The sequence below is a fragment of the Microbacterium sp. Z10_103 genome (genome assembly GCF_058310455.1).
The window spans coordinates 3242178-3257858 of record NZ_JBZEGK010000001.1 but is presented as its reverse complement, the minus strand read 5'-3'; the positions used below and the strand labels follow the sequence as shown (position 1 = coordinate 3257858).

Genomic DNA, 15681 nt, shown 5'->3' with positions numbered 1-15681 from the left:
GTGAGACATGACGCGTCGCGTCGTGTCTCACCCGGATCTTCGTTTCTCGCGGCGGATGCGGCGGCTCAGACGCTTCCGGCGGCGGCGGTGTGGTGGCGGATGACCTCGGCCACCACGAAGTTGAACCACTTCTCGGCGAACTCGGGGTCCAGGTCGGCCTCGCCCGCCAGGCGCTTGAGCCGAGCGATCTGCTGCTCCTCCCGCGCGGGATCGGACGCCGGCATCCCGTGCTGGGCCTTGAGCACCCCGACCTGCTTGGTGCAGCGGAACCGCTCGGCCAGCAGGAAGATGAGCGCGGCGTCGATATTGTCGATGCTCCCGCGCAGCCCAACGAGAACCTCGCGCGGATCGACAGAGGTCGGGAACGAATCGGTCATTGGCGTCCTCCCGCGTCCGACGATACCGGCTGAGGCAGACGCCGTTCCGCGGCCAACGGCCCTGCCCGCGGCGAATCGCCCCGCCTAAAGTGTGACCCATGACCGACGCGACCGAGGACGCTTCCGCTCCACCGCCCGCTGCACCGGCGGGCTCCCGCGTCGCGAAGCCCATCTGGGCCAACCTCGCCAGCCCGTTCGGCGCCGGGTTCTTCCTCACTCTGGGCGGCCTGGTGGCGCTCGTCCTGGGTCTCGCCGTCTCGCATCTGTCGACGGTTCTCATCTACGTCGTCTTCGCGCTGTTCGTCGCTCTCGGACTGGATCCGGTCGTCCGATTCCTCGGTCGGCACGGGCTGGCCCGCGGATGGTCCATCGCCGTCGTGTTCGCAGGATTCGCGGTGGTGCTGGCGGCCGTGCTGGGCCTCATCATCCCCACCGTCGCGCGCCAGATCAGCCAGTTCGTCAGCGACGTACCGTCCCTGGTCAGCGACTTCATGAAGAGCGACATCTACGCGTGGCTGGAGAACACGTTCGGCGAGAGCGTCAGCAACCTGCTCGGCGATGTGCAGAATTTCGTCACCGACCCCGCCAACATCGCCGCGATCGGTGGTGGCGTGCTGAAAGTCGGCGTCACCATCGCCACGGTCATCTCGGGGGTGATCATCGTCCTGGTTCTGAGCCTGTACTTCCTCGCGTCGCTGCCCTCCATCAAGACGTCGTTCGTGCGTCTGGTCCCCGCGCGCAACCGCAGCCGCGTTTCTGAAATGACCGACGAGATCACGAACTCGGTCGGGGGCTATCTCATGGGCATGGTCGTTCTGGCCTTCTGCAACGCCACGCTCGCCTTCCTCCTCTACTTACTCCTGGGACTGCCCTTCCCTGCGCTGATGGCCGTCGTCGCCTTCGGGTTGACCCTCATCCCGCTCGTGGGATCGGTCCTGTTCTGGATCATCGGCGGGCTCTTGGCGCTATTCAGCAACCCGACTGCGGCCCTCGTCTTCGCCATCGTGTACCTCATCTACATGCAGATCGAGGCATACGTGCTCACCCCGCGCGTCATGAACCGCGCGATCTCCGTCCCGGGGGCGCTCGTGGTCATCGGGGCGCTCGTCGGGGGGACGCTCCTCGGACTGCTCGGCGCGCTGGTCGCCATCCCCGTGACCGCTTCGATCCTGCTCATCATCAAGCAGGTCATCATCCCCCGACAGGACGCGAAGCTCTAGCCCCGCGCGGTCAGCGCGTCGGCAGGAGGCAGGTCGGGGCCGGAGCCGGGGTGCGGAAGCGCAGCGCTCCGGGCACTCCCGTGCGCAGGTCGAGGGAGAGCGACACGACGTCGTTCGAACTCTGCCCGGCCACGAGCAACGTGTCGCGCACCACGACGTGATGTCGCGGCCGCTGCACGCCTGATTCCACGAGCGCCACCGGCTCGAGCGCCTCGCCGGAACCGCGCACGCGGAGGACCCCGATCGTGTCGCTTCCGCGGATGCCGGCGTAGAGGAACTGGCCGTCGCGGGATGCGGCGAGCTCGGCGCCGGTGTCGCCGTCGAGTGCTCCGAGGGCGGCGGGCGCACCGCCCCGCACGTGCCACACGCCTTCCGCGTCGGGGGCGAGCACGAACACCTCGTGCGTGAACTCGGTCAGGACGTACAGGTGGCCGCTCGGATGCCACACCATATGGCGCGGCCCGCAACCCTGGGGCAGCGCGATCTGCTGCCCGCGGCGCAGGCCCGATCCCGCAGCGTGCCACACGCGCACGAGGTCGAAGCCCAGGTCGGTCGTCACCACGACCCCGCCGGGCAGGAACAGCGACTCATGGGCGCGTGAGGTCCGCGCTTCGTCACCGGCGTCACCCGCACCCGCACCCGCCATCGGCTCGGCCGGCTCTGCCCTCTCGGCGCGCTCCTCGTCGTAGTCCGGGAGGAGGTCTGCGTACTCCTCGCCCGCGGCTTCGCGCAGGGCCTGGGCGGCGGCCGCGAGGGCGGGGTCGCGCGCATCCTCCTCCGCCTCCGCAGCACCAGGACGGTAGGGGTCCAGCGCGGCGGGGGCGATGCGCGGGTCGGCCAGCGCGCCGTCAGCGCCGAGGGGCACCCGCACCACGCGTCCGTCGCCCCAGCAGCTCACCAGGAGGAAGCCGCCCTCGGGCGCCACCGCGACATGACATGGCGCGCTGCCGGCGGCGACGGGAGTGCCGAGCGGGGTCAGCCGGTCTTCGGAGACCCGGCGGAAAGCCTGGACCTGCCCGGCGCCCTCGAGCGTGGCGTAGACGACGTCGAGGGTGGGATGCGCCGTCACCCACGACGGCGAAGGGGCGGCGACGGCCGTACCGGTGAAGGCGAGAGGTCCGCCCGCCAAAGCGGAGTCCGCTTCGCCCGCCACCAGCATCCCGATGCCCTCACCGGGAGCGCCGTTGTGGTCCTCGCCGTACCCGCCGACCCAGAACCTCATCCGTCGACGAGGTCGTGTCGCACGATCACGGCGTCGCGGCCGGCGCCGACGCCGATGACCGAGATTCGCGTGCCGCTCATCTCCTCCAGCGCCAGGACATAATCCTGCGCCTCCAGCGGAAGCTCCTCGAACGTCCGCGCCGAGGAGATGTCGGCCTTCCAGCCCGGGAAGTACTCGTAGATCGGGGCGGCATGGTGGAACTCGGTCTGGTTCACCGGCATCTCGTCGAACCGCTCGCCGTCGATCTCATACGCCACGCACACCGGGATCCGGTCGAGACCCGTGAGGATGTCGAGCTTGGTGAGAACGAGGTCGGTGATGCCGTTGATGCGCGTCGCGTAGCGCGTGACGGGCGCGTCATACCAGCCCACGCGGCGGGGGCGGCCTGTGGTCGTGCCGAATTCGAAGCCGCGCGAACGCAGCCACTCGCCCGACTCGTCGAAGAGCTCCGTGGGGAACGGTCCGGAGCCCACCCGGGTCGTGTACGCCTTCACGATGCCGACGATGCGGTCCAGCCGGTTCGGACCGACCCCGGCTCCGGTCGCGGCGCCGCCCGCGGTCGCCGACGAGGAGGTGACGAACGGATACGTGCCGTGATCGACATCGAGCATCGTCGCCTGGCCGCCCTCGAACACGACGACGTCACCGGCATCCAGTGCGTCATTGAGCAGCAGCGACGTGTCGGCGACCATCGGACGGATCCGCTCGACGTACGACAGGAGGTCGTCGACGATCTCATCCACCGCGATCGCGCGGCGGTTGTAGACCTTCAGAAGCAGGTGGTTCTTCTGGTCGAGAGCGCCCTCGACCTTCTGGCGGAGGATGTTCTCGTCGAACAGGTCCTGGATGCGGATGCCGACGCGGTTGATCTTGTCGGCGTAGGCCGGGCCGATCCCACGCCCCGTCGTGCCGATCTGACGCTTGCCGAGGAATCGCTCGGTGACCTTGTCGAGCGTGCGGTGGTACTGCGTGATGATGTGCGCGTTCGCGCTGATCCGCAGCCGCGAGATATCGACACCTCGCGCGCTCAGCGCCTCGAGTTCGTTGAACAGCACCTCGAGATCGACCACCACGCCGTTACCGATGACGGGGATGACCCCGGGCGACAGGATGCCGGAGGGGAGCAGATGCAGCGCATACTTCTCGTCGCCGATGACGACGGTGTGGCCGGCATTGTTGCCGCCGTTGAACTTGACGACCCAGTCGGTGCGCTCACCCAGGAGATCGGTGGCTTTTCCCTTGCCTTCGTCCCCCCACTGGACTCCGATGATCACGATTGCGGGCATGTGCGCTCCTCGCGTGGATTCCGGCGGTACACCCCATCCTATCGAGGCCGCCCGACGCTCCCTCACCGCGATCGGTGCAGGTCGTGCGTGGATAGGGTGAGCGGCATGGATAGGGCGGCGACGGCGGCGACAGGGTGGATGCTCGCGCGCCTTCTGGTGGCCGCGGTGATCGCGGCGGCTGTCGTCGCGCAGGGGTTCTCCACGATCGGCTTCGCGATCGCCGATGGCCGGCACGTGCCGACCACGACGGCGAACTACTTCAGCTTCTTCACGATCCTCTCCAACATCGCCGCCGCCGTCGTGCTCGGATGGTCCGCCCTGTCGCGCCTCCCGCGGCAACGCCGGGAGGCGGTGGAGCCGCCCGTGCTGTCGGGAGCCTTCGTCTGCGTCACCACCTACCTCGTCATCACGGCGGTCGTCTACAACCTGTTGCTGCGGGCCATCTCGATCGGACCGGACTCGGTCCTGTGGGCCAACGAGGTGATGCATGTCTGGGCGCCGCTGTTCCTCGTCGCGGATCTCGTCGTCGGCACCGGGCACCGGCGCCCCCCGTGGCGGGCGGCCTTCGTCGCCGTGCTCTTCCCGATCGCGTGGATCGCGTACACACTGCTGCGCGCGCCGCTGATCACGGCGCCCACCTCGGGGACGCCGTACTGGTACCCCTACCCCTTCCTCGATCCCTACGGCAGCGGCGGGTGGCCGAGCGTGGGCGCGTACATCGTGGGGATCGCCGTGGGCATCATCGTCGTCGCGTTCGGGCTGGTCGCCGTCCTGCGGCTGCGCGTCAAGAAAGCGGTCGAGCCGACTCCCGCACGATGAGGTGGGAGGTGGTCCGTGGTTCGGCCTGCCCTTCAGCCCGCCCTACGAGCTCGTCCCTTCAGCCCGCCCGTCGAGCTCGTCCCTTCGGGCTCCTTCCCCCGCCGCGCGCCGTGGCTCCCGCGGCCTGCGCCGCAGCATCCCAGCGTCGGCCGACGCGAGGTGATCTGCCGGAGAGAGGACCGGATGCGGCGATCCCGCCCTCGCCTGGGCAGATCTCCTCGGCCGGGGCGAGGAGTTCGGTGGACGGGGGCGCGAGGCGGGGCGGTTCGTCGCGGACCAGGCAGGAAAACTAGGATTGGGCGTATGTCCAAAGTCCTCCAGACCCTGCCCGTCGGCGAGCGCGTCGGCATCGCCTTCTCGGGAGGACTCGACACCTCCGTCGCCGTGGCGTGGATGCGCGACAAAGGGGCGGTGCCCTGCACCTACACGGGCGACCTCGGCCAGTACGACGAGGACGACATCGCCTCGATCCCCGACCGCGCCCTGGAATACGGCGCCGAGCTCTCGCGCCTGGTCGACTGCAAGACGGCGCTCGTCGAGGAGGGCTTCGTCGCTCTCGCGTGCGGCGCCTTCCACATCCGCTCCGGCGGGCGCACCTACTTCAACACGACCCCGCTCGGACGCGCCGTCACCGGGACGCTGCTCGTTCGCGCCATGAAGGAGGACGGCGTCGACATCTGGGGCGACGGGTCCACCTACAAGGGCAACGACATCGAGCGGTTCTACCGCTACGGCCTTCTCGCCAACCCCGCGCTGCGCATCTACAAGCCGTGGCTGGATGCTGACTTCGTCACCGAGCTCGGTGGGCGCAAGGAAATGAGCGAGTGGCTCATCGCCCACGACTTCCCGTACCGCGACAGCGCCGAGAAGGCGTACTCGACCGACGCGAACATCTGGGGCGCGACGCACGAGGCCAAGACCCTCGAGCACCTCGACGTGTCGCTGGAGACCGTCGAACCCATCATGGGTGTGCGGTTCTGGGACCCCGAGGTCCAGATCGCCCCCGAGGATGTCACCGTCACCTTCGAGCGCGGCCGCCCGGTGGCACTCAACGGCGTCGGGTTCGACGACCCCGTCGCTCTCGTCCGCGAGGCGAACGCGATCGGCGGCCGGCACGGCCTGGGCATGAGCGACCAGATCGAGAACCGCATCATCGAGGCGAAGTCGCGCGGCGTCTACGAGGCCCCGGGCATGGCCCTCCTCTTCATCGCGTACGAGCGCCTCATCAACGGGATCCTCAACGAAGACACCCTCGCGACCTACCACGAGCAGGGCCGACGCCTGGGGCGCCTCATGTACGAGGGTCGGTGGCTCGACCCCCAGTCCCTCATGCTGCGCGAGTCCATCCAGACGTGGGTCGGATCCACCATCAGCGGCTCGGTCACGCTGCGCCTGCGCCGCGGCGAGGACTACACCATCCTCGACACCACCGCGCCGCACCTGTCCTACGGCCCGGAGAAGCTGTCGATGGAGCGCGTCGGAGACGCCGCGTTCGGTCCGACCGACCGTATCGGGCAGCTCACCATGCGGAACCTCGACATCGCCGACTCCCGCACGCGCTTGGAGCAGTACGCGGGCATGGGCCTCATCGGCGGACCGACCGGCGAACTCGTGGGCAGCGTCACCGCGGGCGAGGCCGACGAGATCACCGAGCCGGCGATGCGCCCGGATGCTGCGCGCGCCGCGCTGGCCGACGCGACCGACGCGGCCGGCGAGGCCGCGGCCTTCGACTCCGGGACCGACTGAGCCGCCGCATCCGGGTCACGAACCGCGCCCGGATCAGGAGATTCGGTGAGATCAGGAGCATCCGAGCGGAATGCTCCTGTCTCCGCCAAAACGCCTGATCTGACACGCGCATCACCCGGGACGCCGCATCCCGCGGGCACGGGCATCAACGACCCGCGCGGGCTCAGCCGCCGGAGGCGGGCGGGGTCTCCTGCTCGGACCGCAGTTCATCGACGTACAGGCTGGTGCGGTCGAGTGTCTCGTTGCGATAGGCCTGACGCCCCACCATGTGCGCCGACAGGGGCGCTGTCGCCAGCTGGAAAAGCACGACAGGCACGAGGAACGCCACCACGGGCCACGACCGCAGCGACAGCGCGATAGCCAGGCAGATGACCATGAGGCCGAGCACCTGGGGCTTGGTCGCCGCGTGCAGACGCGTGGGAACGTCGCGGAAGCGAAGGATGCCGATGGCGGCGATCAGGCACAGGAGCGCCCCGGCGAGGATGAGCACGAGGACGATGACATCGAGCCACGCATCCAGCGGGCCGGTCGTCGCCCCGGCGCCGAGAGCGGCGGGGGCGGAAAGGGCGGCGAACGTGGTCATCGGTCTGCGTTGTCCTTCCGCGCGACGAAGCGGGCGATGGACACGGATCCGAAGACCCCGACCGCGGCGATGATGAGCATGATGGGCAACGAGCGGGTGTGGTGGTTGATGGCCATCTCGGCCCCGAGAACGCACAGGACCTCCGTCAGGAGGACGTCCGACGCCACGGCCCGGTCCAGGATCGACGGCCCGATCACGATCCGCCACAGCGTGAGGATCGCGGCCACCGTGAAGAGGACGAAGATGGCGATGAGGAGAGGATTCATGCCCTCCCTCCTCTCGATGACGATCCGGCGGCCCTGCGCCCTCGCGGGGTGACCCCGACTTCGGCGAGTTGCGCCCGTGAACCCACCGCACGCACGATGCGTCGCTCGAACAGCAGGACGGTGGCGCGTTGCTTCGCCACGTCGTCATCCGAGCGCACCCCCAGGACGTGCAGATACAGGATGCGGCGGTGCCGGTCCGCTTCGACGATCAACGAGCCCGGGATGAGGGATGCCGTGACACCCACGTGCGTCATGATCAGGTCGTCGTTCGTACGCAGCGGCACCGCGATGATCGCCGTGCCCGGCTGGCGGCGGAAGTCCAATGCCTGCCCGGCCACGATGAGGGATCCTCGGACGACGTCGATCAAGAAGGTGACGACGAAGACCACGCCGTACCAGAGGTTCACCCGGCCGGAGAGCTGCACGGGGGGCAGCCGGAAGACGCGGGTGACCGCGATCGCGGCGATCAGGCCCGTGACGAAAGAGACCACGGTGAACTGGCCCCACAGCAGCATCCACAGGGCGATCAACCAGACGAAGAACGGCAGTTGCCGCCAGGTCGCGTGGAGCATGTGCTTCAGGGTGGGGCTCATTCCTCCACCCCCTGCTCGACCTGCACGACGCTGATCGGCTCCAGCAGCGTCTCCCCGATCCGGGCGCAGACGTCGTAGATCGGACCGGCGAAGACGGTCAGCGCCACGGTGACCACGACCATCCCCGCCGTCGCCGCGGTCATGATGCGCGGGGTCACCCGGCGCTCGGTCTGCACGCCCGCGGCGGGTGCTGAGCCCAGGTACTGGATGCGCGCCTCGGTCTCGGAGGAGTCCTCGTCCTCGCGCCAGAACGCCAGGTTCCACGCCCGCATGAGCGCGTACAGCGTGAGGAGCGACGTCACGATCCCGCCGACGATGAGCACGATCATGAGCGGCGTGCCCACCTCCGCGGCCGCGTCGAACAGGCCGTACTTGCCGATGAAGCCGGAGAAGGGCGGGAGACCCCCGAGGTTGATGGCAGGAATGAAATAGAGCACCGCGATCACCGGCGTCGCGCGCATCAGGCCCCGCACGCGCAGGATGGAGGTGCTGCCGGCGCGCCGCTCGATGAGACCGATGGCCAGGAACAGGGTCGTCTGCACCACGATGTGGTGCACGGTGTAGTAGATGGTCGCGCCGATCGCAGCGGGTGTGGCTATCGCCAGCCCGAAGACCATGTAGCCGATATGGCTGACCAGCGTGAACGACAGGATGCGTTTGAGTTCGGCCTGCGCGAGGGCGCCGAGGACCCCGACGATCATGGTCGCCAAGGCCACGATCAGCAGCAGCGTGTTCACGTCGCTGTCGCGGAAGATCTGCGTCTCGGTGCGGATCAGCGCGTAGACGCCGACTTTCGTCAGGAGACCCGCGAACACCGCCGTGACCGGCGCCGGCGCCGTCGGGTAGGAGTCGGGGAGCCAGAACGACAGCGGGAAGATCGCGGCCTTGATCCCGAAGGCCAGCAGGAGCATCAGGTGAAGAACGAGCTGGGTCTGCTGCGGCAACTCGCTCATCCGCTCGGAGAGCTGAGCCATGTTCACCGTTCCGAGCGCCCCGTAGATGGCGGCGATCGAGGCGAGGAAAAGGATGGACGACACCAGCGAGACGACGATGTAGACGACCCCGGTGCGGATGCGCGATTCGGTGCTCCCGAGCGTGATCAGCACGTACGACGCCACGAGCAGGATCTCGAATCCGACGTACAGGTTGAACAGGTCGCCGGCGATGAACGCTGTGAAGATGCCCGCCGACAGGATCAGATACGACGGATGGAAGATCGACACCGGGGTGTCGTCATCCCCGTCCTCCGCGCCCTGGCCGACCGAGAAGAGGAGGACGGCGAGCAGCACGAGGCTGGAGACGACGACGAGAAGGGCCGCCAGGCGGTCGACGTACAGCACGATCCCGAACGGGATCGGCCAGCCGCCGACCGAGACGGCCAGCGGCGCATCGGAGGCATCCACCATCACCAGCAGCACCATGGCGATGATGAGGGTCGATGTCAGGGTCGTGATCGAGACGGCCACCTGGGTTCTGCGGTGGCGGCCGGCGATCAAGGCCATCGCCGCCCCGAAGAGGGGGACGGTGACCAGCAGCGGGACGAGGGCGCTCATCGGTTCTCCCCGTCGTCGTCCTCGTGGGGGGGCTCCTCGTCATCCTTCGTCCGCCGATAGGGGCGGTCGGAGGGAGCATCGTCACGGATGGCGGCCAGGTCGTTGCTGTGCAGGAGCCGGATGGGCGAACTGGCCATTCCGACGAAGTCGGTGGTGGCGTCGTCGTCCTCGTCTTCGACCTCGACGTCCATGGCGTCTTCTTCGCTCGGGCGCACGCGGATCGCGACATCCTCTTCGTCGTCCTGCACCGTGTCGGCCTGACCCAGTTGCCAGGAACGGTAGATGAGCGCGAGGAGGAAGGCCGAGACGGCGAACGTGATCACGATGGCCGTGAGGGTCAGCGCCTGCGGGAGTGGATCGGACACCGCCTCGGAATCGTCGGCGCCCCCGGAGAAGGGGGCGCGCCCCGGGTCGCCCATCACGATGAGCAGCAGCAGGTTGGCCCCGTTTCCGAGCAGGAGGAACCCGATGAGCACGCGCGTGAGGCTGCGTTCGAGCATCGCGTAGACGCCGCACGCGAAGAGCACACCCATGATGATGATGAGGACGAGCGACACGGTCATCAGGCCAGCACCCCCCGCGCGCGCATCTCCTGGGTCTGGCGATCGACTTCGGCGCCGAGGCTCCGCAGCACGTCGAGAACCAGGCCGATCACCACCAGGTACACGCCGACATCGAAGATCGTCGAGGTGACGAACTCGAGGTGCCCGATCACGGGCAGCTCCGCCTCGAAGAAGGCGCTCGTCAGTGGCGCCTGGCCGAAGAAGAGCGGGATCACGGCGCACCCGACGGCCAGGCTCATCCCCGCACCGAGGATGCGTCCGGCGTCGGCGGGCGCGGCGGCCCCCAGTTCGTACCGGCCACCGGCGACGTACCGCATGACCAGGGCCATACCGGCGACGAGGCCGCCGGCGAACCCTCCTCCGGGAAGGTTGTGCCCCGCGAACAGCAGGTACAGCGACACGATGATGATCGAGTGGAAGAGGACCCGGACGATCACCTCGAGCACGATCGAGCGGTTCTCCGGTCGCACCTTCTGGCCACCCAGAAGCCACGTCTGGGGGCGGTGACTCGTGTCGTCGGTGCGCGGACGCGGACCTTCGTCGGTCTCGACGAGCGGAGACCGCGAGCGTGAGCGCAGTCGGGGCAGAGGTGAGGTGAACTCCGAGAGCGTGTCGGCGCGGTGCGTGACGAAGACGAGGGATGCGACGCCCGTGGCCGCGAGGATGAGCACCGACAGCTCGCCCATCGTGTCCCATCCGCGCAGATCCACCAGCGCGACATTGACCACGTTCCGGCCGTGCCCGATCTCATAGGCGAGGAGCGGCCACGAGTCGGAGATGGGCCGGTCGACGCGCGCGCTGGTGGCCACGATCGCGACGAGCGCCATGGTGGCGCCGACGGCGACGGCCAGCACGGCGCGCGCGATCGGCCACACCGACGCGTTGTGCTCCCCCATCCGGGCCGGGATGCGGCGGAGCACCAGCGCGAAGGCCACCAGAGTCACGGTCTCCACGAGCACCTGGGTGAGCGCGAGGTCGGGCGCCCCGCTCGTGGCGAACAGCACGACCATGCCGAACCCCGTCACCGAGACGAGGACCACGCCGCTGTAGCGCTTCCGCGCGTTGACGGCGAGGAGGCCTGCGGCGATCATCACCGGGGCGACCGCCAGCTGCACCGGCGTCTGCCAGGCGTCCAGCTCGGCGCGCCACACCGGAGAAGACAGCAGGGCGGTTCCTTCCGCGGCCACGAAGACGATGAAGATCGTGCCGACGTACACCGGCAGCGAGCCGCGCTGCGTGAGCGAGGTCGTGAACACCGCCAGGCGAGCCACACCGCGGAGCGTGACGTTGTAGACGTCCGTCGCGCTGAACGGAACGAGGCGTGCGGTCGCGAAGCGGCCTTTCCGCGCCGTGAGCAGGAAGACGACGATGCCGAGCGCGATGGTCGTCAGGGAGATCCACAGCGCAGGCTCGAACCCGTGCCACAGCGCCAGATGCGGCGCGTCCTCGGGCGTGGGCAGGCCCGGGCTCGCCGGCGGAGCGGTCTGCGCGTACGGCTGCAGCACAGCATCCATCCACGGCGTCGCGATGCCGGCTGCCACCGTGAGCGCCGAAAGGACGACCGGGGCCGCGAGGAAGCCCATCGGCGGGTCGGGCCACGCGGTCGGCTCCCGGCGGGCTCCGTCGGCGTCGCGCTTGGTCGCGAAGGCGCCCCAGAGGAACCGAAGCCCGTAGGCGGCGGTGAGCACCGAGCCGAGCGAGACCCCGAGCAGGGCGACCAGGCCCCACGCCTCGCCGTGCGCCGCCTCTTCGAGCAAGGCGGTGAGCGCACCCTCCTTGGCGACGAAGCCGATGGTGGGGATGACCCCGGCCATACAGGCGACCGCGATCGAGGAGAACACCGCGAGAACCGGCGCCTGGCGGCCGACCCCGCTCAGTTCGCCGATGTCGCGTGTGGACAGCTGACGGTCGATCACGCCGACGACGAGGAAGAGCGACGACTTGAACAGGGCGTGGGCGACGAGGAGCGCAAGGCCCGCGAGCGCGGCCTCCCGGGTGCCATATCCGAGCACGACAGTGAGGAATCCGAGCTGACTGACCGTTCCGAAGGCGAGGACGCGCTTGAGGTCGCTCTCGCGGAGGGCCTGCAGGCCCCCCAGCAGCATCGTGAACACCCCGAGGGAGATGACGATCGGGCGCCAGGGCGCAGCGAGGGCGAAGATCGGGGCCAGCCGCGCGATGAGGTAGATGCCGGCCTTCACCATGGCCGCCGCGTGCAGGTACGCACTCACCGGCGTGGGGGCGGCCATGGCGCCGGGCAGCCAGAAGTGGAACGGGAAGATCGCGGACTTGCTCAGCGCCCCGACGAGGAGGAGGACGAGGGATGCGTCGACGACGGCGCCGGTCGGGGCGATCTCGAGGATGCCGGAGAGACTCGTGGTGCCGGTCTCCACGACGAGCAGCACGACCCCGACGAGCATGACCAGGCCGCCGATGGTCGTGACGAGGAGCGCCTGGAGCGCCGCGCGCCGGCTGGCACCGCGGACGTGGTAGTACCCGATGAGCAGGTACGACAGGATGCTCGTGACCTCCCAGAACATCACGAGCAGCACGATGTCGTCGGTGAGGACGAGGCCGTACATGGCGCCGGCGAAGGCGAGCAGGACGGCGGAGAACTGACCGACACCCTCCGTCTTGCCACGGAAGTACCAGCGGCAGTAGAGCATCACGAGGGCTCCGACGCCCGTGACGATGAGCGCGAGCACCCAGCCGAGCGTGTCCATCCGCATCGAGATCTCGATGCCGAGGGCGGGGATCCAGTCGTATGTCTCGAACGGAATGTCGCCGTTCATCACCGCGGGCGTTGCCATCGCGGCGTGGACGAACGCGACGATCGGCAGCACGGCGGCCAGGTAGAACGCCCGCTCACCGATGCGTGCGACGAGCCACGGCAGAAGAAGCGGAACCAGACAGAACGCGCCGAGAAGTGGCAGCATTACGCCCTCCTCGGGGTCGAGGGCAGAAGCGCCCGGGTCTCTGGGGGTGTAACCCCCATCCTACGTGGCGCGACCCCGGCCAACCGCGGGGGGTCCGTTCAGCGAGCGCCGACGGGACCTGTGGTGTTGCCCTCGCGGAAGGTGCAGGTGAACAGCAGGGATGCGGCGTCCGAACCTTCGAGCATCGCCGCGACGGCGTCTCCCGCCGCCCGGCCCTTCTCCGCGGCGGGCTGGATCACGGTCGTCAGCTCATAGGGGGCGAGCCCGTCCACCACCACCCCGTCGAATCCGGTGACCGAGACGTCTTGCGGGACGCGCAGGCCCGCTTCCTCGGCGGCGCGGACGACACCTGCGGCGAGGAGGTCGCTCTGGGCGATCACCGCCGTGGGGCGCGTCGCCCGATCCGCGAACAGCACCCGGCCGGCGGCGAGGCCCTCGTCGATGAGGCTGGCGCCGGCGGCGTACGCCGGTGCGTCGGGATAGATGTCTCGTGCCCCGGCCAGACGGTCGGCGGCGACCTCGACCTGGATGTCGCCCTCGGCCGCCTCGTCGAGCCATCCCGGTCGCCGCTCCGCCCGCGTGGGAAGGGTGACGATCGCCACGTCGCGGTGCCCGAGGCCGGCGAGGTGGCTGGCCAGCTGGCGCTGTGCCTCGCGGTTGTCGAGCCGGATCTGGGGCACACCGGGCCCGCCGTCGCCTTCGATGACCACCACCGGAACGTTCCGCGCGCGCAGCACCTCGACCGACTCCCGCGTTCGTGCGTTGCAGCCGATGAGCACGGCAGCATCCAGGGGTGCGGTGAGAAGCGATGGCTCCGCGTCGCCGTCGCCCAGACCGCGCAGCAGGAGCAGCCCTGCGCCGGCCCGCGCCACGCCCTCGGTCAGCCCATCCATCTGCAGCGTCATCACCGGATCCGAGAAGACGGCGCCGAGCCTGCCATCGATGACCACGCCCACGATGCCCGATCGTCCGCGGCGGAGGGAGGCCGCGCGGGGGTCGGGGCCGGTGTAACCCAGGTGCGACGCGGCCTCGCGCACCCGCTGGCGCGTCGCATCCGACACCGGCGTCCGGCCGCTGAAGACCACGGATGCCGTGGACGGCGACACCCCCGCGAAGCGGGCGACGTCGGCGATAGTGGCTCGGCGAGCGCTCATGTCGCCGATCGTACCCGCTGCGCGCATCGAATCGATTCGTTACGCTGGTCGGATGAACGTCGAGCTCACCCGGACGCAGCTCCTGCGCTGGCGCACGGCCATCTTCGCCGTGTTCCTGGCGAGCGGGCTGAGCTTGGCGACCTGGGCATCCCGCGTGCCGGCGATCAAGTCCGCGCTCGGCGTCGACAACATCCAGATCGGATTCCTCCTCCTCGGGGGCGGCGTCGCCTCGATCATCGGCCTGTCGGTGGCCCCGGTCGTCCTTGCCCGGGCCGGCGCCCGCACGGGGATGCTGATCGCGCTGGTGCTCGTGGGTCTCGGCGTGGCGACGATCGGGGTGGGCACAGACGTCCTCTCGGCGTACGGCGTGGTGCTCCTGGGTCTGGCGATGTTCGGCTTCGGCAACGGTGCGGTGGACGTCATGATGAACGTCGAGGGCGCGGCGATCGAGAAGTACGGCGGGCGCACCCTCCTGCCGCTGTTCCATGCGTTCTTCAGTTTCGGCACCGTCATCGGTGCGGGCCTGGGCGTGGTGGCAGCGACCTTCGGCATCAACGTCGTGGTGCACACCGGCGTCATGGCCGCCGTCATCCTGCTCGTCGCCGTGGCGAGCGTCGCCAACGTGCCCGCGCTCGAGGCGACGATGGATGAGGGCGCGCAGGCGCGGCCGCCGTGGCGCGAGCGCCTCCATCTCGCCCTCAGCGCATGGCGGGAGCCGCGCACGTACGCGCTCGGTGTCATCATGCTGGGCATGGCCTTCGCGGAAGGGGCCGCGAACGACTGGCTGCCCTTGGCCGTCGTCGAGGATCACGGCGCCGACGAGGCGCTCGGTGCCGCCGTGCTCACCGTGTTCTCGGTGGCGATGACGGTCGTGCGGGTGATCGGCGGGCCGCTGGTCGACCGCTTCGGCCGCGTCGCGGTCCTGCGGACCCTGGCCTTCACCGCGGCCGCCGGACTCGTGCTCTTCATCTACGCCCCCAGCCTCCCGCTGGTCTTCGTCGGCGCGGCACTCTGGGGCGTCGGTGCCTCCCTCGGCTTCCCGCTCGGGATGTCCGCGGCCGCCGACGACCCCGCCCAGGCGGCGGCCCGGGTCAGCGCCGCCGCGACCATCGGCTACGTGGCGTTCTTGTGCGGTCCGCCCGTCCTCGGCTTCGTCAGCGAGCACATCGGGTTGCTCAACACGCTGCTCATCATCGTGGGACTCATCGTCCTGTCGGGCCTGTTCTCCAGCGCCGCTCGGCCGCTGGTGCCCGCATCCGCCCCACAGCCGGCCCGCCCCCGCGCCTGAACCCCCACCCCGCCGCGTACTCCCCTCCCGACGTGCGCCTCCCGACCCGCGGGCATTCGGCGGGGCCGACCCGGG

14 protein-coding genes are annotated in these 15681 nt (G+C 69.5%); 4 read left to right on the top strand and 10 right to left on the bottom strand.

All coding sequences use genetic code 11. The features are described 5' to 3' along the window. Positions 1 to 65: 65 nt before the first annotated feature. Positions 66 to 377 carry a chorismate mutase gene (locus AC4FS2_RS15810; protein ID WP_491155243.1) on the bottom strand — a complete coding sequence of 104 codons (312 nt, stop codon included), beginning with the start codon at positions 375 to 377 and terminating at the stop codon, positions 66 to 68. A 98-nt stretch (positions 378 to 475) separates the two neighbouring features. Between AC4FS2_RS15810 and AC4FS2_RS15805 the strand changes: the two genes are divergently transcribed. Next, positions 476 to 1597 carry an AI-2E family transporter gene (locus AC4FS2_RS15805; protein WP_491155244.1) on the top strand — a complete coding sequence of 374 codons (1122 nt, stop codon included), beginning with the start codon at positions 476 to 478 and terminating at the stop codon, positions 1595 to 1597. 10 nt (positions 1598 to 1607) lie between these two features. On the opposite strand, the gene AC4FS2_RS15800 is transcribed toward AC4FS2_RS15805, so the two are convergent. Both AC4FS2_RS15800 and AC4FS2_RS15795 read right to left on the bottom strand, forming a co-directional pair. Continuing rightward, positions 1608 to 2819, bottom strand: coding sequence for a lactonase family protein (locus AC4FS2_RS15800; protein WP_491155246.1), 1212 nt, complete (start codon positions 2817 to 2819; stop codon positions 1608 to 1610). After that, a complete protein-coding gene (locus tag AC4FS2_RS15795) occupies positions 2816 to 4105 on the bottom strand; it encodes an adenylosuccinate synthase (RefSeq protein WP_491155248.1) in 1290 nt (429 codons plus the stop codon). Before AC4FS2_RS15795 ends, AC4FS2_RS15800 begins: the two co-directional genes overlap by 4 nt. A gap of 105 nt (positions 4106 to 4210) precedes the next feature. On the opposite strand from AC4FS2_RS15795, the gene AC4FS2_RS15790 reads away from it, so the two are divergent. Together AC4FS2_RS15790 and argG are read left to right on the top strand one after the other, a co-directional pair. Continuing rightward, entirely contained in the window at positions 4211 to 4924 is a 714-nt protein-coding gene (locus tag AC4FS2_RS15790) for a Pr6Pr family membrane protein (RefSeq protein ID WP_491155249.1), read from the top strand. Between the two features lie 303 nt (positions 4925 to 5227). Beyond that, on the top strand, positions 5228 to 6670 hold the full coding sequence (argG, locus tag AC4FS2_RS15785) for an argininosuccinate synthase (RefSeq protein ID WP_491155251.1): 1443 nt from the start codon (positions 5228 to 5230) through the stop codon (positions 6668 to 6670). A gap of 163 nt (positions 6671 to 6833) precedes the next feature. Here argG and mnhG read toward each other — a convergent pair whose 3' ends face one another. The 7 genes from mnhG to AC4FS2_RS15750 all read right to left on the bottom strand — a co-directional run bounded on the left by mnhG (position 6834) and on the right by AC4FS2_RS15750 (position 14318). Further along, the gene (mnhG, locus tag AC4FS2_RS15780) at positions 6834 to 7253 is read right to left on the bottom strand and encodes a monovalent cation/H(+) antiporter subunit G (protein WP_491155253.1); all 420 of its coding nucleotides are present in this window, start codon (positions 7251 to 7253) and stop codon (positions 6834 to 6836) included. Next, on the bottom strand, positions 7250 to 7519 hold the full coding sequence (locus tag AC4FS2_RS15775; RefSeq protein WP_491155255.1) for an MrpF/PhaF family protein: 270 nt from the start codon (positions 7517 to 7519) through the stop codon (positions 7250 to 7252). Before AC4FS2_RS15775 ends, mnhG begins: the two co-directional genes overlap by 4 nt. Then, positions 7516 to 8112, bottom strand: a complete 597-nt coding sequence (locus tag AC4FS2_RS15770) for a Na+/H+ antiporter subunit E (RefSeq protein ID WP_491155256.1) — start codon at positions 8110 to 8112, stop codon at positions 7516 to 7518. The genes AC4FS2_RS15775 and AC4FS2_RS15770 overlap by 4 nt, the downstream gene beginning before the upstream one ends. Continuing rightward, on the bottom strand, positions 8109 to 9665 hold the full coding sequence (locus tag AC4FS2_RS15765) for a Na+/H+ antiporter subunit D (protein ID WP_491155257.1): 1557 nt from the start codon (positions 9663 to 9665) through the stop codon (positions 8109 to 8111). The genes AC4FS2_RS15770 and AC4FS2_RS15765 overlap by 4 nt, the downstream gene beginning before the upstream one ends. Continuing rightward, the gene (locus tag AC4FS2_RS15760; RefSeq protein ID WP_491155259.1) at positions 9662 to 10228 is read right to left on the bottom strand and encodes a Na(+)/H(+) antiporter subunit C; all 567 of its coding nucleotides are present in this window, start codon (positions 10226 to 10228) and stop codon (positions 9662 to 9664) included. Before AC4FS2_RS15760 ends, AC4FS2_RS15765 begins: the two co-directional genes overlap by 4 nt. Further along, on the bottom strand, positions 10228 to 13164 hold the full coding sequence (locus AC4FS2_RS15755) for a Na+/H+ antiporter subunit A (RefSeq protein ID WP_491155260.1): 2937 nt from the start codon (positions 13162 to 13164) through the stop codon (positions 10228 to 10230). Before AC4FS2_RS15755 ends, AC4FS2_RS15760 begins: the two co-directional genes overlap by 1 nt. 98 nt (positions 13165 to 13262) lie before the next feature. Beyond that, positions 13263 to 14318, bottom strand: a complete 1056-nt coding sequence (locus AC4FS2_RS15750; RefSeq protein ID WP_491155261.1) for a LacI family DNA-binding transcriptional regulator — start codon at positions 14316 to 14318, stop codon at positions 13263 to 13265. Positions 14319 to 14370: 52 nt separating this feature from the next. Between AC4FS2_RS15750 and AC4FS2_RS15745 the strand changes: the two genes are divergently transcribed. Beyond that, entirely contained in the window at positions 14371 to 15606 is a 1236-nt protein-coding gene (locus AC4FS2_RS15745) for an MFS transporter (RefSeq protein WP_491155263.1), read from the top strand. The last annotated feature ends 75 nt before the right edge of the window (positions 15607 to 15681 follow it).